We start from the raw sequence: 21,464 nt of genomic DNA, 5'->3' as shown, positions 1-21,464 counted from the left end.
CTGCCTCCTAGCGGAATTGTCATGAAGATCGCCATTTTATCCCGTGAGCCGAAAAACTACTCCACCCGCCGTCTGGTCGAGGTGGCGCAGGCGCGCGGTCATCAGGTCGAGGTGCTCGACACCCTGCGCTGTTACATGAACATCGCCTCCCACAACCCCTCCATCCATTACGAAGGACGGGAGCTGGAGAGCTATGATGCGGTGATCCCGCGCATCGGGGCCAGCATCACCTTCTACGGCACCGCCGTGCTGCGCCAGTTCGAGATGATGAACACCATGGCGCTCAACAGCTCGGTGGCCATCTCCCGCTCCCGCGACAAGCTGCGGGCCATGCAACTGCTCTCCCGCCACGGTATCGGCCTGCCGGTGACCGGCTATGCCCACAGCACCCACGACGTGCCCGACCTCATCACCATGGTGGGCGGTGCGCCGCTGGTAGTGAAGCTGCTGGAGGGAACCCAGGGGATCGGTGTGGTGCTGTGCGAAACCCAGAAGGCCGCCGAGAGCGTGATCGAGGCCTTCATCCAGACCAACAACAACATCCTGGTGCAGGAGTACATCCGCGAGGCCAACGGCGCCGACATCCGCTGTCTGGTGGTCAACGGCAAGGTGGTGGCGGCCATGCGTCGCCAGGCCCAGCCGGGGGAGTTTCGCTCCAACCTGCATCGGGGCGGCACCGCCGAGGCGATCAAGATAAGCCCGGAAGAGCGGGCCACTGCGGTGCAGGCCGCCAAGATCATGGGGCTGGACGTGGCCGGGGTGGATATCCTGCGCAGTGCCCGCGGCCCGCTGGTGCTGGAGGTCAACTCCTCCCCCGGCCTGCAAGGGGTGGAGGCTGCCTCCGGCAAGGACGTGGCCGGCAAGATCATCGAGTTTCTCGAGCTCAAGGCGAGTCGCAAGCACAAGCCGGCGGAGTGACGCCGGGCTTGCCGCCAACGCATTGCAAACAGGGCGCCTTTGGGCGCCCTGTTGTTATCCGGCTGGTGGGCTGCGGTCTTGCCGAGGAGTGTCTGTTGTCTCCCTTCTCCCCTTGCGGGAGAAGGGCCGGGGATGAGGGGGTTACGCCTTTGTGGGGTCGCTGGGGGTCATCATCAGCCTGGCGCTGAAGATGCCCTCTTCCAGCCGGGTCTCTATCTGCCAGCCCAGCTTCTCGCAGATGCGCTGGATGATGGTGAGGCCGCAGCCGTAACCGAGGATCTGATCCGGCGCGGCGGCGGTGGGGTTGCTGATGGTGAGCAGGGGGCCGGCCAGCTCGATGTCGATGTGCCCCTCGGCGTAGCTAAGGGCATTCTTCAGCAGGTTGCCGAGCGCAATGGCGAGCAGGGAGAGGGGGGCCAGCGCCTCGCTCTCATCGTCCAGCTGCAGCCGGATATCCAGCGCCTCCCGCTGCAGCAGCGGGGCGAGGCGGGCCAGCTCCCGGCGAATAAGCGGTGCCACCTGCTGGGGCGGGCGCTCGACCTCTTCCTTGCGGCCCAGCAGCAGAAAGGTCTCGGTGAGCAGCGCCATCTCGTCGGCGGCGGCGCGAATGCGGGTGGTGGCGCGGGCGGCGGGGGCCGGCAGATCGCTCACCTTGCCGAGCAGGGCGGCCGAGCCCTGGATCACCATGTTGGGGGTGCGCAGCTCGTGACTGGCGAAGCGGCTGAACTCCTGCTCGCGGGCAAATACCGCGGCCACCTCCTGCTTGCCGGCCAGCAGCGCCAGCTCTATGTCCCTGAGCTCCTGCCAGGGGGCGTCGGGCACGAAGTCCGCCTGATCCGGGGTGAGGTGAGCAACCCGCTGCTGCAGCCGCTGCAGCGGCCGGGTGATGTGGCGCACCAGCCAGATGCCGAAGCCGATGCAGCCGAGCAGCAGGGCCAGCCCGATCAGCCGGGTCGCCAGGTGCAGCTGATCCTCGTAGGGATCCAGGTAGTCGTCGGCGTCGTCGTTGAACACCAGATAGAGCAGCCCCTTACCGGACGGATGGGGCCGCACCAGGAAGTGTTTGTCCTCGTCCCCCAGCACGTGTTCGTAGAAGCCCGGGCTCTGGTAGGGCTTGAGCCAGACCGGCAGGCGGCCGGCCTCGGTCCAGTAGCTGGAGAACTGGCGCGGGCTGGGGGCGGGGGCCGCCATGCCGAGCCGCAACCAGTCGTCGCTGTAGCGGGTCACCTCCGCCTCCAGCCAGTGGCGCAGGCTGAGCTCCTCCATCTTGTCCTCGGCCACCACCATCAGCAGGCTGATGATGATCAGCAGCAGCAGGCCGGCACCGCTCAGGGTGAGGATCAGGCGACGGCGCAGGCTGGGCAGGCTCATGACTGCCTCCCTGCGGGCAGGTTCAGGCAGCGCTGGCGGCCCATCATGGGGTCACCAGTCGATAGCCCTGGCCGTGCAGGGTTTCCAGCATGGGAGCAGGGAAGGGCTTGTCGAGGGCATTGCGCAGGGCATAGATGTGGCTGCGCAGGGCGTCGGAGTCGGGCTCCTCGTCGCCCCAGACGGTGTCGAGCACCTCCTGGCGGGTGACCAGGGCGGGGGCCCGGCGGGCCAGCAGGGTGAGGATCTGGAACGGGATCTTGCCGAGCTTGAGCTCGACCCCGGCCCGGGTGGCACGGCCGCTGGCGGGATCCAGGGTCAGCTCGCCCACGCACAGGGCCCCCATGTCGCTGCGGGGGCCACGCAGGGCCAGCGCCTGCAGCCGCACCTCCAGCTCCTCCATGGCGAACGGTTTGACCAGGTAGTCGTCGCCGCCAGCCTTGAAGCCCGCCAGCTTGTCATCCAGGCTGTCGCGGGCGGTGAGAAACAGCACCGGGGTCGGGATCCCCTGCTCCCGCAGGCGGGCCACCGTGCTGAGGCCGTCGAGGCGCGGCATCATGACGTCCATGATGATGACGTCGAAGCGCTGCTCGGCCAGCAACTGTAGGGCCGCCTGGCCGTGATAGGCGCAGTCCAGCCGGTGGCCCGCCAGCTCCAGATAATCCATGATGGTTTCCGCGACCTGGGGATTGTCTTCCACCACCAGTATTTTCATGCTTTGATCTCCTGGTCCTGACCGCCATTTCACGGTCATCTCACACCGGATGAGGCATCCTGTGTGGCAGTGTAACCCCGAGGATCCCCGATGAAGAAGTCTCTCTGCACTCTCCTGCTGCTGATCTTGTTGCCATTCGGCGCTGCGCAGTCGGCGGAGTTCAAATTGACCGGCCGCACCACCTGGCAGTTGGGCCAGCTGATGGTCAACGGCATTCCCTTTGTGCTCGACGAGCAGACCCGTTTCAAGGACGGGCTGAGAGAGGACGATCTCGGCGGCACCTGGGTCGACCTGGAAGGGGTGGTCGAGGGTGAACTGCGGCTTATTCGGGAGGTCGAGAAGCTGGAAGAGGATGACGAGATGGATCTGGAAGGGCCGGTGGAACAGGGGCGGATCTGGGGTTATGTCACCTCGGACGACAGCCTGGCCCCGTTCGAAGGACGCTGGCTGGAGCTGGAATGCAAGTTTGACGGCATGCGCCTGAGCCGCTGCCGCGAGGATGATTGACGCACGGCAAGACGAACCGGGCGGAAAAAACCACTCAGCGGGCCCATAGTTAAACCTCGCACGGTTTCATTATGGGCCTTCTGCTATGACACGCACCTCCCTCCTGCTGCTGGCACTGCCGCTCTGCGCTTTGGCCGCCGATGGTGAACTCTGGCTGGTGGAGCTGGAACACAACGATGGCCTGCGCCTGCAGTTTCAGGGGGCCGAACTCGAGCTCGGCAATGCCGCGCTGAGCGGGGTGGCAGGCAACGATGAACTCAGACCCGGTATGCATCTGGCCATCCTCAGCCGTGACGGAGTCGCCGAGCGCATTGGCATGGCCGACGCCATCGCCGGATTCTTGCCGACCAGCCAGTGGCGCCGGGCCGAAGCCTCCCTGCTGGCCGTCACGGGCCGCGCCCTGCGGCTACAGGGGCTTGGCGTGCTCTCCTTCGATGACGATACTCGCTGGCTGAATGGCAGCCCGACCGACCTGCAACCGGGCCGCAAACTGGTGCTCAGTCGTAACCTGCAGGGCCGCCTGACCGAGATCCTGATAGCCAATCCGGAAGATGAACCAGAATAAGAGCCATGTCATCCCGCTACTTAATATATATATTGCTAAATTAGAAATATCTATTTGTCTATATTTTGAAGTATGATTAAGTGATGAATAAAATAATAAAGTGAATGCTCTGATATTATTTTTGTTAATATCAAAAAGCCTTCAATTAATTACTTTATTAATGTTATACATGCATCAAAACGTGGTCTGGATCGCATATTGAAGCCAATATGACTGATATTGTCGTACTCACATGTCACCTGCGGATATATAAGCGTTGGTGAATGTATGTCAATGTTTCAATATATTGGGGTTGCTATGCAAAAACTAAAAATAACTGGCTTGTCATTGATCATATCCGGCCTGCTGATGGCCCAGGCTCACGCGGCAGAGCCCGTCTATCCAGACCAGTTGCGCCTGTTCTCACTGGGTCAGGAGGTCTGTGGCGACAAGTATCGCCCTATTACTCGAGAAGAAGCGCAGAGCGTTAAAAGTAATATTGTCAATATGATGGGCCAGTGGCAAATAAGCGGTCTGGCCAACGGCTGGGTAATAATGGGACCGGGTTATAATGGTGAAATAAAACCTGGCTCGGCGTCCAATACCTGGTGTTACCCTGTCAATCCTGTTACCGGAGAAATACCCACCTTGTCAGCCCTGGATATTCCAGATGGTGATGAGGTGGATGTGCAGTGGCGACTGGTACACGACAGCGCGAATTTCATCAAGCCAACCAGCTATCTGGCGCATTATCTCGGTTATGCCTGGGTGGGCGGCAATCACAGCCAATATGTCGGTGAAGACATGGATGTGACCCGCGATGGCGATGGCTGGGTGATCCGTGGCAACAATGACGGCGGTTGCGAGGGTTATCGTTGTGGCGAGAAGACGTCCATCAAGGTCAGCAATTTTGCGTACAATTTGGACCCCGACAGCTTCAAACATGGTGACGTGACCCAGTCTGATCGCCAACTGGTCAAGACGGTGGTGGGCTGGGCGATCAACGACAGTGACACCCCGCAATCCGGGTATGACGTCACCCTGCGTTACGATACCGCCACCAACTGGTCCAAGACCAATACCTATGGCCTGAGCGAGAAGGTGACTACCAAGAACAAGTTCAAGTGGCCACTGGTAGGGGAAACCGAACTCTCCATCGAGATTGCGGCCAACCAGTCATGGGCATCCCAGAACGGGGGTTCTACCACCACCTCCCTGTCGCAATCCGTGCGGCCGACGGTGCCGGCCCGCTCCAAGATCCCGGTGAAGATCGAGCTCTACAAGGCTGATATCTCCTATCCCTATGAGTTCAAGGCCGATGTCAGTTATGACCTGACCCTGAGTGGCTTCCTGCGTTGGGGTGGCAATGCCTGGTATACCCATCCGGACAATCGCCCGAACTGGAACCACACCTTCGTCATCGGGCCGTACAAGGACAAGGCGAGCAGCATTCGCTACCAGTGGGACAAGCGTTACATCCCGGGTGAAGTGAAGTGGTGGGACTGGAACTGGACCATCCAGCAGAACGGCCTGTCTACCATGCAGAACAACCTGGCCAGAGTGCTGCGCCCGGTGCGGGCGGGGATCACCGGCGATTTCAGCGCCGAGAGCCAGTTTGCTGGCAATATCGAAATCGGTGCGCCCGTGCCCCTCGCGGCGGATGGCAAGGCTCCTCGAGCTCTCAGTGCGAGAGGGGGAGAACAGGGCCTGCGACTGGAGATCCCGCTCGATGCGCAAGAGCTCTCCGGGCTTGGCTTCAGCAACGTCAGCCTGAGCGTGACGCCAGCAGCAAATCAATAACGGCAGTGCGTTGTAGTGATGGAACCGGGCCTCTGGCCCGGTTTTCGTTTGCACTGGTCGGGCTTGTTAAAGGCTTGTGCTTTCCATTTCCCCACTTATACTGGCGCCATCTTGTCGGAGTGCTGACCGTCGAACGACGCTAAGCTGAGACCGTTAATTCGGGATCCGTGGAACCTGATCAGGTTAAGACCTGCGAAGGGAAACAAGGGTAACTTGCGGGTTACCGCGCCGGGGCAAACTCTCGCTCATCAGGAGCAGGGCCCCACCCATCAAGGGTTCCGCCCGCGATGGTTCAGGCGCACAGAGGGGGAGGCCGTCCCGTCCGGTTGTCCATAGAGCGCCGGGTTTCCAGAGCAAGGGAAACACGGGACGGCAGAGCTGGGAAGATCCATGCCCGACTCACTCCCCCCAGCACACCCCGCCGCAAGTTCATCTTCTCCTCGAACTCCAGACAAGCAAACACCCATAACTTCAACCAGTTAATGTGAGTTTTGCTATGTCTACCAATGTTGCTGATACCACCAAATCCAGCCGCCGCGAGCAGCGCTCCAGCGCCCAGACTTTTATCGACAACCTCAAGGGGATGGCTCACCCCAACTCCCGCCGCATCTTTATCCAAGGTTCTCGCCCCGACATCCGGGTGCCTTTGCGGGAGATCCAGCTGGCCGACACCTTCGTCGGCGGCACCAAGGAAGTCCCCCAGTTCGAGCCCAACGAGCCGGTACCGGTCTACGACACCTCGGGTCCCTACGGGGAAGAGGCCGCCCCCATCGACGTGCGCCGCGGCCTGCCGCGCCTGCGCGAGGAGTGGGTGCTGGAGCGCTCTGACACCGAAGCGCTGGAAGGGCTGAGCTCCACTTTCACTCAGGAGCGCCTGGCCGACGAGGGGCTGGATCACCTGCGCTTCGAACACCTGCCGAGCGCTCGCCGCGCCAAGCCGGGCCGCCGGGTCACCCAGCTGCACTACGCCCGCGCCGGCATCGTGACCCCCGAGATGGAATTTATCGCCCTGCGCGAGAACATGGGCCGCGAGCGGGTGCGTTCCGAGCTCTTGCGCACCCAGCATCCGGGTCAGGGCTTTGGCGCCAGACTGCCCCAGAACATCACCCCTGAGTTCGTGCGCGATGAAGTGGCCGCCGGCCGCGCCATCATCCCCAGCAACATCAACCACCCGGAAGCGGAGCCCATGATCATCGGCCGCAACTTCCTGGTGAAGATCAACGCCAACATCGGCAACTCGGCGGTCACCTCCAGCATCGAAGAGGAAGTGGAGAAGCTGGTCTGGTCCACCCGCTGGGGCGCCGACACAGTGATGGATCTCTCCACCGGCCGCTACATCCACGAGACCCGCGAGTGGATCCTGCGCAACAGCCCGGTGCCCATCGGTACCGTGCCCATCTATCAGGCGCTGGAGAAGACCAACGGCATCGCCGAAGACCTCACCTGGGCGCTGTTCCGCGACACCCTGCTGGAGCAGGCCGAGCAGGGGGTGGACTACTTCACCATCCACGCCGGCGTCTTGCTGCGCTTCGTGCCCATGACCGCCAAGCGCCTTACCGGCATCGTCTCCCGTGGCGGCAGCATCATGGCCAAGTGGTGCCTCTCCCACCACAAGGAGAACTTCCTCTACGAGCATTTCCGCGAGATCTGCGAGATCTGCGCCGCCTACGATGTGAGCTTGTCGCTCGGTGACGGCCTGCGCCCGGGCTCCGTCTACGACGCCAACGACGAGGCCCAGTTCGCCGAGCTGCGCACCCTGGGCGAGCTCACCAAGATCGCCTGGGAATACGACGTGCAGGTGATGATCGAGGGCCCCGGCCACGTGCCCATGCACATGATCGAGCGCAACATGACCGAGCAGCTTGAGCACTGCCATGAGGCACCCTTCTATACCCTGGGCCCGCTCACCACCGACATCGCGCCGGGTTACGATCACTTCACCTCCGGCATCGGCGCGGCGCTCATCGGCTGGTACGGCTGCGCCATGCTCTGCTACGTGACCCCCAAGGAGCACCTGGGCCTGCCCAACAAGGAGGACGTGAAGCAGGGGCTGATCACCTACAAGATCGCCGCCCACGCCGCTGACCTTGCCAAGGGCCACCCGGGCGCCCAGATCCGCGACAATGCTATGTCCAAGGCGCGCTTCGAGTTCCGCTGGGAGGATCAGTTCAACCTGGCGCTGGATCCCGACACCGCCCGTGCCTACCACGACGAGACCCTGCCCCAGGAGTCCGGCAAGGTGGCCCACTTCTGCTCCATGTGCGGGCCCAAGTTCTGCTCCATGAAGATCACCCAGGACGTGCGCGACTACGCCGCCAAGCTGGAAGCCGTAGAGATCAAGATGGTCGGCATGGATGGCCAGCAGGAGCGGGTGGTGGCCGAGGTGGAGAGCGGCATGGCGCGGATGGCGGAAACCTTCAAGGAGACCGGCGGCGAGATCTACCACCAGGCGGCGACCCTGAAGCAGGCCGCAGGGGAGGAGGCGTGAGCAGCGAGCGCGGGGCTGTCAGCCCCGCCGACCTGTCCGCGGTGACGCAGGCCCGCCCCGTGGTCTGGACCATAGCTGGTTCAGACTCCGGCGGCGGGGCCGGCATTCAGGCCGATCTGCACACGATGCACGACCTTGGCGTGCACGGCTGCTCCGTCATCTCCGCCATCACAGCCCAGAACTCGGTGGCGGTGAAGATGGTCGACCCCGTGCTGATGCAGACCTTCACCGCCCAGATCGACGCCTTGGGACTGGATCTGCCGCCCGCCGCCATCAAAATCGGCCTGCTGCCGACCCGGCTGCACGTGGAGGTGCTGGCCCGCCGGCTGGCGGCCACCCCGGCCCCCTTCGTGGTCTACGACCCGGTGGCCATTGCCAGCACCGGCACCCCCATGGCCGAGCCCGGCATGCTGGCGGCGGTGCGTGAGCACCTGCTGCCGCGCCTCTCCTTGATTACCCCCAACGGCCCCGAGCTGGAAGCCCTGACCGGCCTGCCCGCCACCAGCCCCGAGCTGGTGCGCCTCGCCGCACGGCGGCTGCGCGAACTCGGCGCCCGCGCCGTGCTGGTGAAGGGGGGCCACCTTGCGTGGGGCGGGGATCTCTGCCTCGACTACTACCAGGACGAGACCCGCGAATTCTGGCTTGCCGCGCCGCGCCTCGATACGCGCCATGGGCACGGCACCGGTTGCTGCTACGCCAGCGCCATCGCCGCCGTGGTGGCACAGGACTACCCGGTGGAAGACGCCATCACCCTGGCGCGCGCCTACCTGCAACAGGGCTTGGCGGCGGCACAGGGGGTGGGGGCAGGTCCGGGGCCCATCGCCCATCTGGGCTGGCCAGCCGATCTTGCCCACTTCCCCCGTGCCGTGCTGGCAGATTCAAAGCTCGATCGCCGCTTCGGCCTGTATGAAGCAAGCAGCGCCCGCTTGCCGGATGGCCCCTTCGCGCCGACCGAACAGAGCCTCGGCCTCTATCCGGTGGTCGATTCGGTCAAGTGGCTCAAGCGTCTGCTGGGGGCTGGGGTCAAGACCATCCAGCTGCGCATCAAGGACCTGCCCGCCGCCCAGGTGGTGCCGGCCATTGCCGAAGCAGTGGCGCTCGGTCGCCGTCATGGGGCACGGCTCTTTATCAACGACTACTGGCAGCAAGCCATCGAGGCGGGCGCCTGGGGCGTGCACCTGGGGCAGGAGGACATGGAGACCGCCGATCTCGCCGCCATTCAGGCCGCCGGGCTTCGCCTTGGCATCTCCACCCACGGCTACTTCGAGCTGATGCGCGCCCGTGAGCTGGCCCCCTCTTATATCGCACTCGGCCATATCTTCCCGACCAACACCAAGGCGATGCCCTCGCGCCCCCAGGGGTTGGAGCGGCTGCACCGTTACCGCGCCCTGATGTGCGACTGGCCGACGGTCGCCATCGGCGGCATCAGCGAGGAGCGGGTCGCGGCGGTCAAGGGGAGCGGGGTCGGCAGCATCGCGCTGGTCTCGGCCATCACGGCGAGCGACGACTGGCAGGGAGCGACCGAGCGGCTGCTCGCCGCCGTAGGCGCGGGGGACGAGCCACGCTCGGCCACTGACATAAGAGAGGTGGAACATGCGCTCTGATGCCGCTTCTCTCAGTGACCAAGAGTATTTGCGATACGGCCGCCAGCTGATGCTGGCGGAAGTGGGCGAGGAAGGGCAGGCGCGGCTGAAAGGCAAATCCGTGCTGATCGTGGGCCTCGGCGGGCTCGGCTCGCCGCTCGCCCTCTATCTGGCGGGGGCCGGGGTGGGCACCTTGTGGCTCGCCGATGGCGATACGGTGGACTCCAGCAACCTGCCGCGCCAGATCCTGTTCGATAGCGAGGCGGTCAACCACTCCAAGGCGGAGCTGGCCCGCGAGCGCTTGGCCGCCCACAACCCGCTGGTGGAGCTGATCGCCATCAACCAGCGGCTCGATGCCGCCAGCCTGCCCGGCTTTGTGGAAGAGGTGGATCTGGTTGTCGACTGCTGCGACAACCTGGCCACCCGCCAGGCCATCAACGCCGCCTGCGTGGCTCAGGGCAAGCCCTGGATCTCCGCCGCCGCGGTGGGTTGGCAGGGGCAGCTGATGGCGCGCACCAGCAGTGAGCACGCCTGCTACGCCTGCCTCTATCCGCAGGATACCAAGATCAAGGAGAGCTGCGAGACCAGCGGCGTCACCGGCCCGCTGGTCGGGGTGATGGGCTCTTTGCAAGCACTGGAGGCACTGAAACTGATGCTCGGGATGCCGAGCCCGGTCGCTGGCACATTGCGCCGCTTCGATGCGCTGGCCCATCAGTGGCAGACCCTCACTCTGGCCCCCGATCCCGATTGCCCGGTTTGCGGGCAGCGCCGATGCCCGACACACGATAAGGAAATCACCCCATGACCTTGACCATTCGACTCAACGATAAAGCCCAGCCGCTGGCGGCAGGGCAGAGCGTGGCCGACCTGCTGGCCGCCCAGGACGTCCATCCCCAGGGGGTGGCGGTGGCCCTTAACGGCGCCGTGCTGCCCCGTGGCCGCTGGGCTGAGACCCGTCTCAATGACGGGGACGAACTTCACCTCTTTACCGCCATTGCGGGAGGCTGACATGCTGACAATTGCCGATCACACCTTCTCATCGCGCCTCTTTACCGGCACCGGCAAGTTTGCCCGCCCGGATCTGATGGCCGCCGCCATCGAGGCGAGCGGCTCCCAACTGGTCACCATGGCCATCAAGCGGCTCGAACCGGGCAAGGCCCACGACGACATCCTGAGCCCCTTGCTGCAACTCGGGGTCAAGCTGCTGCCCAACACCTCCGGCGCCAAGACCGCCGCCGAGGCGGTGTTTGCCGCCCACCTGGCCCGCGAGGCGCTGGGGACGAACTGGCTCAAGCTCGAGATCCACCCCGATCCGCGCTATCTGCTGCCCGATCCCATCGAGACGCTCAAGGCCGCCGAACAGCTGGTGAAAGAGGGCTTTGTGGTGCTGCCTTACTGCGGTGCCGACCCCGTACTCTGCAAACGGCTCGAAGAGGTAGGCTGCGCCGCCGTGATGCCGCTCGGTGCGCCCATCGGCTCCAATCAGGGGCTGGTGACCCGGGAGTTTCTCTCCATCATCGTCGAGCAGGCCAATGTGCCTGTGGTGGTGGATGCGGGGATCGGTGCGCCGAGCCACGCGGCTGCCGCCTTTGAGCTGGGTGCCGACGCCGTGCTGGTCAACACCGCCATCGCGGTGAGTGGCGACCCGGTCGCCATGGGCCGCGCCTTCGCGTTGGCCTGTGAGGCAGGACGTAGCGCCTATAAGGCGGGTCTCGGCGCGCGCGCCCTGCAGGCGCAAGCCTCCAGCCCGCTCACCGATTTTCTGGGGGCGTTATGAGTCATGATGCTGGCTCAGGGCGAGAGCCAATGGCAATGTCCTCTTTCGCCGCGTCCCCCGATTCTGCCGCACTGCGCCCCCCTCTCCCTCTGGGAGAGGGGGTGAGGGCAGAGGCTGATTCGGTGCTTGAAGGGGGCGAGTTCTGCGCTCCTCCCTCTCCCAAGGGGGAGGCCGGGAGGGGGGGGGATTTTGCCAATCGCTGGCAGGAGCTGGAGTGGGACGATATCGGCATGCAGATCCGCGCCAAGACGGCCGCCGATGTGGCGCGGGCCCTGAGCGCACCCCGCCGTACCCTGGCGGACTTTATGGCGCTGATCTCCCCGGCCGCCGAGGCGTACCTGCCGCAGATGGCGGCCGAGGCCGAGCGGCTGACCCGCCAGCGCTTTGGCAACACCATCGGCTTCTATGTGCCGCTCTATCTGTCGAACCTGTGCGCCAACGACTGCACCTACTGCGGCTTCTCCATGAGCAACCGCCTCAAGCGCAAGACCTTGAATAGCGAGGAGATTGAGCGCGAGTGCCTGGCCATCAAGGCGCGCGGCTTTGACAGCGTGCTGCTGGTGACCGGCGAGCACGAGCACAAGGTGGGGCTCGCCTATTTTCGCGAGGTGATGCCCATCATTCGCCGCCACTTCAGCACGGTGGCGATGGAGGTACAGCCCCTCTCGCAAGACGAATACGCCGAGCTCAAGACCCTTGGCCTCGATTCGGTCATGGTCTATCAGGAGACCTACCACGCTCCCACCTACGCCCGCCACCACCTGCGCGGCAACAAGCGGGACATCGCATGGCGGCTCGCCACGCCGGATCGGCTCGGCCGCGCCGGTATCGACAAGATAGGGCTGGGGGCGCTCATCGGTCTCTCCTCGGACTGGCGTGCCGACAGCTACTTTGTCGCCGAGCACCTCGCCTGGCTTGAGCGCCACCACTGGCAGAGCCGCTATTCGCTTTCGTTCCCGCGCCTGCGCCCCTGCACCGGGGGGTTGGAGCCGGAGGTCATCATGTCGGATCGCCAGCTGGCGCAGCTTGTCTGCGCCTGGCGCCTCTTCTCGCCGACCCTGGACTTGTCCCTCTCGACCCGGGAATCGCCGGCGTTTCGCAACGGCGCGGTGCGTCTTGGCATCACCCAGATGTCGGCCGAGTCGCGCACCCAGCCGGGTGGCTATGCCGAGGGGGATAAAGAGGAGCTGGAGCAGTTCGCCATCCACGACGACAGGCCGGTGGGGGAAGTGGCTGCCGCCGTGCGGCAGGCGGGGTTGCAGCCGGTGTTTAAAGACTGGGAACCCTTCCTGGGCCGATAGGGGCGGCCAGGCCCCTTTGCCGGTGGCACTTGGGCGTTCGGCCAGACTCCGTGCCTGTGGCGAGCAGGCACGGCTGCGCCGTGCAATCGTAGGGTCGATTAGCCGTCAGGCGTAATCGTCCGCTTTGTGGTGTGTCTGATGGATGGCACGGCTGCGCCGAGCAGGACGCGAGGCTGTTGGCCTCGACGGGGTTTCGCCCGCCCTTCGGGCTTGGGCGAGTAACTTTTCTTTGCGTGGCCAAAGAAAAGTCACCAAAAGAAAGGCCACCCCCGCCAATCCGACCGCTGCGCGGTTGCCCTCGGGTCAGGAGCAAGGTCGGACGGACCGCCGCAGACGGCACTTTGGCCTTCGCCATCCATGGCTTCGGCCAACGTCCGCCTCGAACATCCCTGTTCTCGCGCCAAATCGGGTCGAGCTGTGCTCGCCCTCTCCCGATTTGGCCCCTGTGCCGGCTGCGTCTGCGCCATCATCTGATGGCGCCCCTGACCTCGCCCCTTCCCCTCGGCGGATTCGAGAGGGAACCAAGACCGAACTCACTCGAACTTGATGGGGAAACGCTATCGAACTTCCGGCAGCTCGGTTGCACTCAAAATGATGGATGTTCCAATTTTTCGGTCCCACTACAGAGAGTGGTGCAGAACACAGGAATAGGCTCTTGGACTGTTCCATCAGTTAGGCTAGGATTCATCTCGACTGAGCCGCCAAACTTTCGGATGAGTCAAGTTTTTTACTAATTTTAATTAATGTGATTTCACCTTAAATACTCATCTTTAGGTCACGAACTCACGAAAAACTAATATTCATGAGATTATGGATAATGAGTTTGTTATCATGGTTTTTTAATTGTCTTGAACAACACCTTGATGGTTGAACTTATTCGATTTGTTATTAATTGTTGTTTTTTAGGGGGGCAGGCATCATGGTGTCTTTCTTAACTAAGAAAGTGGGTGGATAACTATTTCCCATAAACCGGTTTGATTTATGTGAATTTAAGATGGGGTGAGATTCCTTTACCATATTATTGACTTGAGAGGATGGTGGGTAGCCTCTACCCACCTCCCCCAGTTAATTACATTCAAGCAAGATTACTTTTTGATATAGTGCCATGACAAAGTTGGTGTGAAATTATGACCTTTCAACTCTTCACGTTGATTTAACTATAATCTTCGTCTTCGTCTTCGTCTTCGTCTTCGTCTTCGTCTTCGTCTTCGTCTTCGTCTTCGTAGATCTCGCCACTGCCGCCACACTTAAAGCAGGTTTGAGTTGCTTCACCTTCACCGTAGCAAGTATGACACTGAGCAAATGCATTATCTTCTGTCGGGTCGTAGCCAGAACCATCACATGCTTGGCATGTATAGTTACATTCACCTTCCCCACGGCAAACGGGACATTGTATTGATTCGCCCACCTCTATCTCCTCAATAATATAAATTACAGGCTAGTTAGCTGAAACGGACTCTTTCAATCGGTGCTTATTGATAAGTGCGCATTTCGAAAGCCAGTATACCTATGAAGAAATGAAATTGTAGGTAGGAAAATGATCAGAAAATGATACCTGTTATTTTGTTTTTGCTCATGTATACTACGCGTTTAATTCAACTATCGAAGCAGACAGAGGCATCATGGGCCTAAAACTTGATTCATTAAGTGCGGAGCAAGAGTCTTGCAATGCCTTGTCAGAGATCACAAATTTTATCGCACAAGAAATTTATAAACTTGCACTACTCAGGCAATATCCTAATGAATGCCGTTGGATTTTTACCCTGGCGTGGTCTATTACAAATAGTCTAGAGCACCTATTTGGACAAGGTTTCGATTATGAGTTAGAAGAGCTTAGAGATACTTTGGTAGACTTAATTGCAAGCAAAGCAAATGAATCTGAGTTTGAAAAATATGTTAATAGAGCCTTGTATATTAACAATATTGATATACCTAAGTCTGAAAATACCATAGATAGTTTAGATGTAAACGACAATTCAAATGCATCATTCAATGTTGAACAACATGAACTTGAAATAAAGACGGCTGCTCTGAATGTAGCCCGCAAATTGTTCTTAAATAATATTAACAATGGTGTTTATATACAACATAAATTTCCACCAAGAGTTTTATGTTACCAATATGATTATTTTGAGGCGCTTGCATATTTTCATGGGTTATATTACCGGGCACAAGTAAAAGGAAATACTATCTCAATTCATCAAGCACCATATAAGTCATTTCTTCCTTACGAAGATAGAGTGATAGAAAACATAAAATATGTAGAGTCTAAACTTAATGTCCCAGAGACAGCTTTATCTAAAAGAAATTCGTTTAATTTTAGTTGTGATGATGCGATACAGGCTTTTTTTTCAATGCGTTTTCATCGAGGTGAACAACCAAGAGAGTCAGTTATAAAAACAGATGAGATCTGCTTTAATATCGATCTATCGGAACCTCTAACGGATAAAATTTTAGATCGAACATTAGCTAACTGGAGAGGAATTATATCTTCTAGGCAATTCTTAAATTCGGCTTCAAGCATGATACTCGCTGAAAGTGAGGCTGATTTAATTCAGGCCTATAATACCCCATATTTAAAGCGTATGGAGAATACAGAATTCAAACGATTATACAAAGTAACATTGCCTGAGCTGAACTCACCATCCCAAGCTAAAGCATATCTTTGTGGTCTAATTGTGCTCTATAGACATTTTGTTCGTGTCGATATGTCATCTACTCCTATGACATTCTCGTGGGGTAAAAATGAAGATGGTCTTTCGACATTATTACGTTTTACTGAAATCTCAGCAGAATTGAGCAAGATACATGGTAAAGAAGGTTTTTCCGCAGGTTCAATCGAGAAAGGGTATAAGTTAGTTAAAGCGGTCTTCAATCATTACATTGCTGATTTTCAACGAGGAAGAGTTCAGTTCAATGTTTACCTAAATGAAAAGCAAAGAGATGCATTGAAAAAGGTTGATCCTGTACGGCTTGAACAACTTCATCCAGAAGATGTAGAGAAAGTTAAAGAAGAAATAGAGCGGCTCAGGAGAAAAGGAAAAGAAGCCTCAGTGAAAGCTAAACTTAATGGAAGCTTCGTTATTACATGGTAAGCCAAAGCAATCTCATATCTTTTACCATAAAAGGCCATTCTGAAAGCATTTTTCTTTCTATGAAATAGAAATGCTTGGCATCATCTGCACGATAGGCGTTCTTACAGATGTAATAATGATGTATAGATCTAGTTATCACCCAACTCCAGCCCAAAGAGATATAACTTCAAAACCAAACTCACGTTGCAGAGCGACCGCCTGCCGGGCGATGCCGCAGCCTTGGCGGGACTGGCGCACCCAATAACCGATATTGCCGTAGCGATGATGGGGCGACAGCTGGTTGATGCCGGTGCCACCCAAGAGCTGGCCGGTGGTGGCGCAGAAAATGCCCATATCAAAGGCGCGTCCCGCCGCACGATCCTGATCGCAGGTGGCAAACCAGGCCAGCGCCTGCTCCCGGTTGAACGAGGGAGTGCACCAGCTCATCCAGCGGCCGACCGTGTCGATGGATTCGTGGGCCGCGCGGACAAACTCATCGGCATCGCCCGCTTCGAAGGGGCGGATCACGAGATTGGCGTTGGCAAGGTGCTGGAATATCATTGGCTGTCCTGCTTTTTCATCTGGATGATTGGTCAGGACTTTACGACGGCAACCCGCTTAAGCCCCATACCAACACTGGCAGGAGCCGTGAGCGAGAAACCGAATTGTTGATAGAGTCGGTAAGCCTCCCCATCTGCCAGCAAGCTGACATAGCCTGACTCCGGTACTTCGCGGGCGATATAGTCCGCGATCTCCGCCATGATCTTTTTGCCTACCCCCTGACCCTGATATTCAGGCAGTACTGCAATATCAACGACTTGATAAAAAGTCCCGCCATCTCCGATGATGCGACCCATGCCGATGGCGGTCTGACCGCAAAATACCTGGACGGCAAACAGCGTATTGGGCAGACCAAGCTCTGCGGCTTCAAGCGTCTTTGGGCTAAGTCCGGCAGCGGTTCGAAGATAGCGATAGGTTTCGACGGGCGGCGTTGAGTGGACGACAGTGAAAACGGGTGTTGGTGCGGTCATTCGGGTAACTCCATGTAGGGCCTGATTGTTTTAAATACCCATGTAACGCACTGATCTGGTGATGGATCCGTGCTCTCCAGGGTTGCATGGGGAGGTTCTTATCAATGTCTCCAGGTGGGCAGCTATCACCCCACCCTCTCCAACTCGCCAATTTCCCCGCCGCTTATCAGCGGCAGATGGCGGCTAATTTGCTCCACCGGCCAGTCCCACCAGGTGAGGGCGTTGAGGCGCGCTATGGTGTCGTCATCGAAGCGGTAGCGGATCACTTTAGCCGGGTTGCCACCGACCACGGCGTAGTCGGGCACATCAGTGGTGACCACGGAGCGGGCGGCGATAATGGCGCCGTTACCGACCTTGACCCCCGGCATTATCAGTGCCTCATAGCCAATCCAGACATCGTTGCCGATGACGGTATCCCCCTTGTAGGGGAGGCTGCCCGGGGCGGGGGCTGCGCTCTCCCAGCCGTTGCCGAAGATAAAGAAGGGGTAGGTAGAGAAACCGGAGGTCTGGTGATTGGCGCCGTTCATGATGAACTTCACCCCGCGGGCGATGGCGCAGAACTTGCCGATGATGAGCTTGTCGCCGACGAAGGGGAAGTGGTAGAGGACGTTGCGCTCAAAGCCCGCCGAATCCTCTGGGTCGTCGTAATAGGTGTAATCACCCACCTCGATATTGGGCCCCTTGATGGTGTTCTTGATAAAGCACACCTGGGGGAAGCCGTTCATGGGGTGGGGATTGGCGGGATCGGGTCCGTGCATGGGGTGCTCCTCTGGCGTTTGGGCTCAGGCTACCCTAACGGAATCGGGTGGAGCCTTGCCACCCTTTTGTGTCCTCCGCTTCGCCAGTCTCTGTCGCCCGGTGGTGGTGGGCGCATCGACCCCGCCGGGGTTTGTCTCTAGCATAAGGAGGATGCGGGGCAGGGGCTCCGCCATGCGGGCGGTGGTTGATGCCCGTATACGGACTTCTGGCGGAGAGAAAAGATGAAGCTGCGTTCCTTGTTGATGGTGGGTGCCCTGCTGCTGGGCGGTTGTGCGGTCAATCCCTATGGTGGCACTCAGGCCCCGGTGAGCGAGCCGGATGCCCCCGTGGTGCAGCCGGACAAACCGGTAACCAAGCCGGATGCCGGGGCGCCGCTGCCCAAGTCGGTGGCGCCGACCGGGCTGGCGCTGGCCATGGCCGACGCGTTTGTGCAGGCACCCGAGGTGCGGGAGCTGGCGCAAACGGGCCAGCCGGTGCTGCTGCTCACCCCGCCCCAGAATGGCACCGGCGAGCCGGTGGACACCCGCGCCATGGCGGCGGCCATGAGCAAGCGCATCCAGAGCAAGAGCGGTTTTCGCTTTGTCGACCCGGGTCAGGTGGCGGCCATCACCGGCCAGCTGGAGTATCAGCAGGGCAGGATGAACCCGGCCTCCCTGGTGCGGCTCGGTCGCCAGACCGGCGCCGGTTACATGCTGTATGGGGATCTGGTGGCCGAGGGCAGCCGCTATCGGTTGTCGATGACTCTGATGGAGCTGCGCAGCGGCGAGCTGCTCTGGAGCGGCAGTCGCTCCGCCAGCCACTGAGGATGCCGAAGGGCTGACAAGTTTGTCAGCCCTTCACGCTTTGGACGGTGCCAGCAGGTTGAGGTAATCGAGCAGCGAGAAAGGGTACGCAAAGCCCGTCAGCTTGGCCAGTCTGTCCAGCTCTGTCTGTCCAACTTGCTGTAACTGTGCCTGCTGAGCCGGCGTGAGCGTCGTGTATCTTGCCTTGATCAGGGCATCGAGCAAGGCGCGGTCTCCGGCGACTGCCTGATGGAACGCCTTGATCGCCAGTGCCTCTACCTCTGCTGCTGTGCAGCGTTCCATGCTCTTCTCATGCAGGTAGACAAGCACCGTCACCTGCTGCTCTCTTTCCAGCAACCAGAAGCGATCCTCTTTGGGAGGCAACGCGGGTTTGTGGCGGGCCTTGCTTGCCTCACAACGCGCAAACGCCGGATCCAGATCGTGCAACGACAGGGCCATGGCGCTCTGGCTTGTGGTCAGTAACAGACACAGTGCACCTAAGGCCGGGCTGAGAAGCTTGGGTTTGGCCTTGCCCTTGGTGGTGAATGGCGATAGCTGCCTCATACCTGCTTTTTCAGAAAGTAGGTGATGTGCCCCGGCGGCATGTCCGGCAGTTCGCCAAAGACCTGATAACCCTGCTTCTGGTAGAAGGGCAGCGCTTGGAAGCTGGTGGTTTCCAGATGAAAGTTGCTGATGCCCTTGCTTTTGGCGTACTGCTCCATGGTGGCGAGCAGACGGCCGCCCCAGCCATCCTGGCGGATGCGCTCGTCAATCCAGAGCCAGTCCACGTGCAGCCAACCCCACTTGAGGTCGGCGGTGATGCCGCCGTGCACCTTGCCCGCTTCATCCTTGATAAAACTGGCGATGTGCTCGCGCAGGTGGGTGCCAGCCTGGCTGATGTTGTAGCCAGACAGGCCGATGCGCAGCGCGTCGACATCCTGCTCGGCAGGGGGTTGGGGCGGGGTCAGGTGCATGGTCTCTCCAGAGCCGGGTAAAGGGCCTCTATCAATAACCGTTCAGACTCAATCTGGTCAAGCTATTGCCCCTTCCCGGCTGCCGCCGGCCCGGCGTCACAACTGCGGGAAGTAGCAGGCGGCCATGTCGACCGGGTGATCTGGGCTGCCGGGCAGGTAGAAGTGCCAGCCCGCATCGGTGAAGGCGCGCAGCTCGCTCTCCACGAACTTGAGGGCGAGGCTGAGGGCCTGCAGGGCATCGACGCCATAGATGAAGGTCTTGTTGCCAAGGCCGTCCAGCTTCACCTTGCAGCGCCAGTCGCCGCCGGCGGACTTGGGATCCGGCTCGGGGGCTCCGATGGCTATCTTCACGGTCAGCTGTTCTCCCTCGATGCTGATGGCATCGAAGCGCGCTTTCACTATGGCTCTCTTCATCTGGACGATCCTTTTCCGGGGCCAGGCGTCTGCCTGGCCGGGCTGATGGGGGGTGAGTCGGCCGGGAGGGCAGACTCAGGAAGGCCAGCCTAATGGATGCGGGCGCCACAGACAACGGGCGCAGCGGCGCCTTGTGAGGTGGCTTGAAGATCCATGATTGCTGCTCTTTTGATCAACGGGTGGCGGGGCAAGCGCTATTTTCCCGTATTGCTTGATGCGCATCCATGAATGGCCGGATTCGCTGCTGGTTCGGCGCCGCACCCGGCACGATAATTGGGGCAGGCGGCCAGCCCGGCGTGCGCCTCTCGTTCCCCGGATCCAAGGAAACCGCATGGCACTTTCGGTCGAGCAATTATATGAAGTGATGGCCCAGCTGCCCGATCCCGTCTTCATCCTGAGCGAAGACGGCTACTACATCGAATACATCGGCGGGGTGGAGCAGCAATCCTATCAGGATGGCAACCCGCTGGCGGGCAAGCGACTGGCCGATGTGCTGCCCGCCGACATGACCCGCTGGGTGATGGATCAGGTGACCCTGGCGCTGGATTCGGGCCAGGTGCAGGTGGTGGAGTACGAGCTGGCGGCGGTGGAGGTGGAGGGGATCGACGCCTCGGTCGGGCCGCAGGGGATGCAGCGCTTCGAGGGCAAGATTGCCCCGCTGCCCTCCCGCTACGACGGCAAGCGGGCGGTGGCCTGGGTGACCCGCAACATTACCGGCCAGCACGAGCTGCAGCAGCGGCTCAAGCTGCAGAGCGAAACCGACCAGCTGACCGGCCTCTACAACCGCCGCTATTTCTTCGAGCACTGCCGGCAGCGGCGGGAGAGAGAGGCTCCCTGCAGTCTGGTGATGCTGGACATAGACCACTTCAAGCAGATCAACGATCGCTTCGGCCATCAGCAGGGCGACCGGGCGCTGCAGCGCTTCTGCGACTGCGTGGCCGCCCAGCTGCGGGCGGACGATCTGTTCGTGCGCAGCGGCGGCGAGGAATTTCTGATCCTGCTGCCCGGCATGAGCGAGCCGGATCTGCAGGCGCTGGCGGAGCGGATCCGGGCCGCCGTGGCGGCACTGCCGGCGGATCCGGTGGCCTTTACCGTCAGTCTGGGCACCACCCTGGTGCAGCCGGGGGAGGAGATCAACCAGGCGCTGGCCCGCGCCGACGAGTGGCTCTATCGGGCCAAGCGGGCGGGTCGCAACCGGGTCGCTCACTGCCCTGCGGGTGGCCAGCGCAAGGGGGCAAAACAGGGGAAGCCAACCCCCTGATATATGGCGGCAGGACCGGCACCAATATATCGGCGGCGGCCTGGGCCATTCATTGCATAATTGGCTGATATTGCCGGGCTGATGCTGTTAATATTAACGGGCCACTCTCTGGCCTTATTCAAGTTGTTGAGCAACTCATCGAGGTTTTGTCGTTATGTTATCAGACGG

Annotated in this window: 21 protein-coding genes, 1 pseudogene and 1 riboswitch; of the genes and pseudogenes, 13 read left to right on the top strand and 9 right to left on the bottom strand. The window is 60.4% G+C overall.

Annotation, left to right across the window (positions count from 1 at the left end; genetic code table 11):
* Nucleotides 1–21 precede the first annotated feature (21 nt).
* On the top strand, nucleotides 22–918 hold the full coding sequence (gene rimK, locus ACB033_RS17190) for a 30S ribosomal protein S6--L-glutamate ligase (protein ID WP_005308166.1): 897 nt from the start codon (nucleotides 22–24) through the stop codon (nucleotides 916–918).
* A 141-nt stretch (nucleotides 919–1,059) separates the two neighbouring features.
* Here rimK and ACB033_RS17185 read toward each other — a convergent pair whose 3' ends face one another.
* Together ACB033_RS17185 and ACB033_RS17180 are read right to left on the bottom strand one after the other, a co-directional pair.
* Entirely contained in the window at nucleotides 1,060–2,289 is a 1,230-nt protein-coding gene (locus tag ACB033_RS17185) for a HAMP domain-containing sensor histidine kinase (RefSeq protein WP_139726130.1), read from the bottom strand.
* 43 nt (nucleotides 2,290–2,332) lie between these two features.
* Nucleotides 2,333–3,001, bottom strand: a complete 669-nt coding sequence (locus tag ACB033_RS17180) for a response regulator transcription factor (protein WP_010635346.1) — start codon at nucleotides 2,999–3,001, stop codon at nucleotides 2,333–2,335.
* A gap of 90 nt (nucleotides 3,002–3,091) precedes the next feature.
* Between ACB033_RS17180 and ACB033_RS17175 the strand changes: the two genes are divergently transcribed.
* From ACB033_RS17175 to thiH, 9 genes are all read left to right on the top strand, one after another.
* Nucleotides 3,092–3,508 carry a hypothetical protein gene (locus ACB033_RS17175; protein ID WP_010635345.1) on the top strand — a complete coding sequence of 139 codons (417 nt, stop codon included), beginning with the start codon at nucleotides 3,092–3,094 and terminating at the stop codon, nucleotides 3,506–3,508.
* Between the two features lie 85 nt (nucleotides 3,509–3,593).
* Nucleotides 3,594–4,073, top strand: a complete 480-nt coding sequence (locus ACB033_RS17170) for a hypothetical protein (RefSeq protein ID WP_139726129.1) — start codon at nucleotides 3,594–3,596, stop codon at nucleotides 4,071–4,073.
* 297 nt (nucleotides 4,074–4,370) lie between these two features.
* Nucleotides 4,371–5,852 (top strand): beta-barrel pore-forming toxin aerolysin, encoded by a 1,482-nt coding sequence (gene aerA, locus ACB033_RS17165; protein ID WP_139433122.1) that lies wholly within the window; start codon nucleotides 4,371–4,373, stop codon nucleotides 5,850–5,852.
* A gap of 105 nt (nucleotides 5,853–5,957) precedes the next feature.
* Nucleotides 5,958–6,071: riboswitch (TPP riboswitch) on the top strand.
* 277 nt (nucleotides 6,072–6,348) lie between these two features.
* Entirely contained in the window at nucleotides 6,349–8,340 is a 1,992-nt protein-coding gene (thiC, locus tag ACB033_RS17160) for a phosphomethylpyrimidine synthase ThiC (RefSeq protein WP_139726128.1), read from the top strand.
* Nucleotides 8,337–9,944, top strand: a complete 1,608-nt coding sequence (gene thiE, locus ACB033_RS17155; RefSeq protein WP_139726127.1) for a thiamine phosphate synthase — start codon at nucleotides 8,337–8,339, stop codon at nucleotides 9,942–9,944. Before thiC ends, thiE begins: the two co-directional genes overlap by 4 nt.
* Entirely contained in the window at nucleotides 9,934–10,728 is a 795-nt protein-coding gene (locus ACB033_RS17150) for a HesA/MoeB/ThiF family protein (protein WP_139726126.1), read from the top strand. The genes thiE and ACB033_RS17150 overlap by 11 nt, the downstream gene beginning before the upstream one ends.
* Nucleotides 10,725–10,931 carry a sulfur carrier protein ThiS gene (thiS, locus tag ACB033_RS17145; protein WP_042009043.1) on the top strand — a complete coding sequence of 69 codons (207 nt, stop codon included), beginning with the start codon at nucleotides 10,725–10,727 and terminating at the stop codon, nucleotides 10,929–10,931. The genes ACB033_RS17150 and thiS overlap by 4 nt, the downstream gene beginning before the upstream one ends.
* A gap of 1 nt (nucleotide 10,932) precedes the next feature.
* Nucleotides 10,933–11,700, top strand: a complete 768-nt coding sequence (locus ACB033_RS17140) for a thiazole synthase (RefSeq protein WP_054543944.1) — start codon at nucleotides 10,933–10,935, stop codon at nucleotides 11,698–11,700.
* Nucleotides 11,701–11,729: 29 nt separating this feature from the next.
* Nucleotides 11,730–13,001 carry a 2-iminoacetate synthase ThiH gene (thiH, locus tag ACB033_RS17135; protein WP_371140646.1) on the top strand — a complete coding sequence of 424 codons (1,272 nt, stop codon included), beginning with the start codon at nucleotides 11,730–11,732 and terminating at the stop codon, nucleotides 12,999–13,001.
* A gap of 1,153 nt (nucleotides 13,002–14,154) precedes the next feature.
* On the opposite strand, the gene ACB033_RS17130 is transcribed toward thiH, so the two are convergent.
* Nucleotides 14,155–14,409, bottom strand: coding sequence for a hypothetical protein (locus ACB033_RS17130; RefSeq protein ID WP_371140645.1), 255 nt, complete (start codon nucleotides 14,407–14,409; stop codon nucleotides 14,155–14,157).
* Nucleotides 14,410–14,623: 214 nt separating this feature from the next.
* On the opposite strand from ACB033_RS17130, the gene ACB033_RS17125 reads away from it, so the two are divergent.
* Nucleotides 14,624–16,096 carry a hypothetical protein gene (locus ACB033_RS17125; RefSeq protein WP_139726124.1) on the top strand — a complete coding sequence of 491 codons (1,473 nt, stop codon included), beginning with the start codon at nucleotides 14,624–14,626 and terminating at the stop codon, nucleotides 16,094–16,096.
* A gap of 150 nt (nucleotides 16,097–16,246) precedes the next feature.
* Here the strand turns inward: ACB033_RS17125 and ACB033_RS17120 are convergent.
* From ACB033_RS17120 to ACB033_RS17110, 3 genes and pseudogenes are all read right to left on the bottom strand, one after another.
* Nucleotides 16,247–16,636, bottom strand: a pseudogene (locus ACB033_RS17120) (GNAT family N-acetyltransferase); the annotation flags it as partial.
* 32 nt (nucleotides 16,637–16,668) lie between these two features.
* The gene (locus ACB033_RS17115) at nucleotides 16,669–17,106 is read right to left on the bottom strand and encodes a GNAT family N-acetyltransferase (RefSeq protein ID WP_005308193.1); all 438 of its coding nucleotides are present in this window, start codon (nucleotides 17,104–17,106) and stop codon (nucleotides 16,669–16,671) included.
* Between the two features lie 125 nt (nucleotides 17,107–17,231).
* Nucleotides 17,232–17,864, bottom strand: coding sequence for a Vat family streptogramin A O-acetyltransferase (locus ACB033_RS17110; RefSeq protein WP_139726123.1), 633 nt, complete (start codon nucleotides 17,862–17,864; stop codon nucleotides 17,232–17,234).
* Between the two features lie 222 nt (nucleotides 17,865–18,086).
* On the opposite strand from ACB033_RS17110, the gene ACB033_RS17105 reads away from it, so the two are divergent.
* Nucleotides 18,087–18,668, top strand: a complete 582-nt coding sequence (locus ACB033_RS17105) for a penicillin-binding protein activator LpoB (protein WP_139726122.1) — start codon at nucleotides 18,087–18,089, stop codon at nucleotides 18,666–18,668.
* A gap of 33 nt (nucleotides 18,669–18,701) precedes the next feature.
* Here ACB033_RS17105 and ACB033_RS17100 read toward each other — a convergent pair whose 3' ends face one another.
* From ACB033_RS17100 to ACB033_RS17090, 3 genes are all read right to left on the bottom strand, one after another.
* Nucleotides 18,702–19,211, bottom strand: a complete 510-nt coding sequence (locus ACB033_RS17100) for a hypothetical protein (protein ID WP_371140644.1) — start codon at nucleotides 19,209–19,211, stop codon at nucleotides 18,702–18,704.
* Nucleotides 19,208–19,621 carry an N-acetyltransferase gene (locus ACB033_RS17095; RefSeq protein WP_042051551.1) on the bottom strand — a complete coding sequence of 138 codons (414 nt, stop codon included), beginning with the start codon at nucleotides 19,619–19,621 and terminating at the stop codon, nucleotides 19,208–19,210. Before ACB033_RS17095 ends, ACB033_RS17100 begins: the two co-directional genes overlap by 4 nt.
* 96 nt (nucleotides 19,622–19,717) lie before the next feature.
* On the bottom strand, nucleotides 19,718–20,035 hold the full coding sequence (locus tag ACB033_RS17090) for a hypothetical protein (protein WP_005308203.1): 318 nt from the start codon (nucleotides 20,033–20,035) through the stop codon (nucleotides 19,718–19,720).
* A gap of 331 nt (nucleotides 20,036–20,366) precedes the next feature.
* On the opposite strand from ACB033_RS17090, the gene ACB033_RS17085 reads away from it, so the two are divergent.
* Nucleotides 20,367–21,296 carry a sensor domain-containing diguanylate cyclase gene (locus tag ACB033_RS17085; protein ID WP_124250496.1) on the top strand — a complete coding sequence of 310 codons (930 nt, stop codon included), beginning with the start codon at nucleotides 20,367–20,369 and terminating at the stop codon, nucleotides 21,294–21,296.
* The last annotated feature ends 168 nt before the right edge of the window (nucleotides 21,297–21,464 follow it).

The sequence above is a fragment of the Aeromonas sp. S15(2024) genome (assembly GCF_041402265.1).
GTDB lineage: Bacteria > Pseudomonadota > Gammaproteobacteria > Enterobacterales > Aeromonadaceae > Aeromonas > Aeromonas dhakensis.
The sequence above is the reverse complement of the archived record's forward strand: the minus strand, read 5'-3'. Positions and strand labels throughout refer to the sequence as shown.

Excerpts from the sequence above, each read along its gene's own strand:
- rimK (WP_005308166.1), top strand. The coding sequence starts at position 22 with ATGAAGATCGCCATTTTATCCCGTGAGCCGAAAAACTACTCCACCCGC.
- ACB033_RS17185 (WP_139726130.1), bottom strand. The coding sequence starts at position 2,289 with ATGAGCCTGCCCAGCCTGCGCCGTCGCCTGATCCTCACCCTGAGCGGT.
- ACB033_RS17180 (WP_010635346.1), bottom strand. The coding sequence starts at position 3,001 with ATGAAAATACTGGTGGTGGAAGACAATCCCCAGGTCGCGGAAACCATC.
- ACB033_RS17175 (WP_010635345.1), top strand. The coding sequence starts at position 3,092 with ATGAAGAAGTCTCTCTGCACTCTCCTGCTGCTGATCTTGTTGCCATTC.
- ACB033_RS17170 (WP_139726129.1), top strand. The coding sequence starts at position 3,594 with ATGACACGCACCTCCCTCCTGCTGCTGGCACTGCCGCTCTGCGCTTTG.
- aerA (WP_139433122.1), top strand. The coding sequence starts at position 4,371 with ATGCAAAAACTAAAAATAACTGGCTTGTCATTGATCATATCCGGCCTG.
- thiC (WP_139726128.1), top strand. The coding sequence starts at position 6,349 with ATGTCTACCAATGTTGCTGATACCACCAAATCCAGCCGCCGCGAGCAG.
- ACB033_RS17150 (WP_139726126.1), top strand. The coding sequence starts at position 9,934 with ATGCGCTCTGATGCCGCTTCTCTCAGTGACCAAGAGTATTTGCGATAC.
- thiS (WP_042009043.1), top strand. The coding sequence starts at position 10,725 with ATGACCTTGACCATTCGACTCAACGATAAAGCCCAGCCGCTGGCGGCA.
- ACB033_RS17140 (WP_054543944.1), top strand. The coding sequence starts at position 10,933 with ATGCTGACAATTGCCGATCACACCTTCTCATCGCGCCTCTTTACCGGC.
- thiH (WP_371140646.1), top strand. The coding sequence starts at position 11,730 with ATGGCAATGTCCTCTTTCGCCGCGTCCCCCGATTCTGCCGCACTGCGC.
- ACB033_RS17125 (WP_139726124.1), top strand. The coding sequence starts at position 14,624 with ATGGGCCTAAAACTTGATTCATTAAGTGCGGAGCAAGAGTCTTGCAAT.
- ACB033_RS17115 (WP_005308193.1), bottom strand. The coding sequence starts at position 17,106 with ATGACCGCACCAACACCCGTTTTCACTGTCGTCCACTCAACGCCGCCC.
- ACB033_RS17110 (WP_139726123.1), bottom strand. The coding sequence starts at position 17,864 with ATGCACGGACCCGATCCCGCCAATCCCCACCCCATGAACGGCTTCCCC.
- ACB033_RS17105 (WP_139726122.1), top strand. The coding sequence starts at position 18,087 with ATGAAGCTGCGTTCCTTGTTGATGGTGGGTGCCCTGCTGCTGGGCGGT.
- ACB033_RS17100 (WP_371140644.1), bottom strand. The coding sequence starts at position 19,211 with ATGAGGCAGCTATCGCCATTCACCACCAAGGGCAAGGCCAAACCCAAG.
- ACB033_RS17095 (WP_042051551.1), bottom strand. The coding sequence starts at position 19,621 with ATGCACCTGACCCCGCCCCAACCCCCTGCCGAGCAGGATGTCGACGCG.
- ACB033_RS17090 (WP_005308203.1), bottom strand. The coding sequence starts at position 20,035 with ATGAAGAGAGCCATAGTGAAAGCGCGCTTCGATGCCATCAGCATCGAG.
- ACB033_RS17085 (WP_124250496.1), top strand. The coding sequence starts at position 20,367 with ATGGCACTTTCGGTCGAGCAATTATATGAAGTGATGGCCCAGCTGCCC.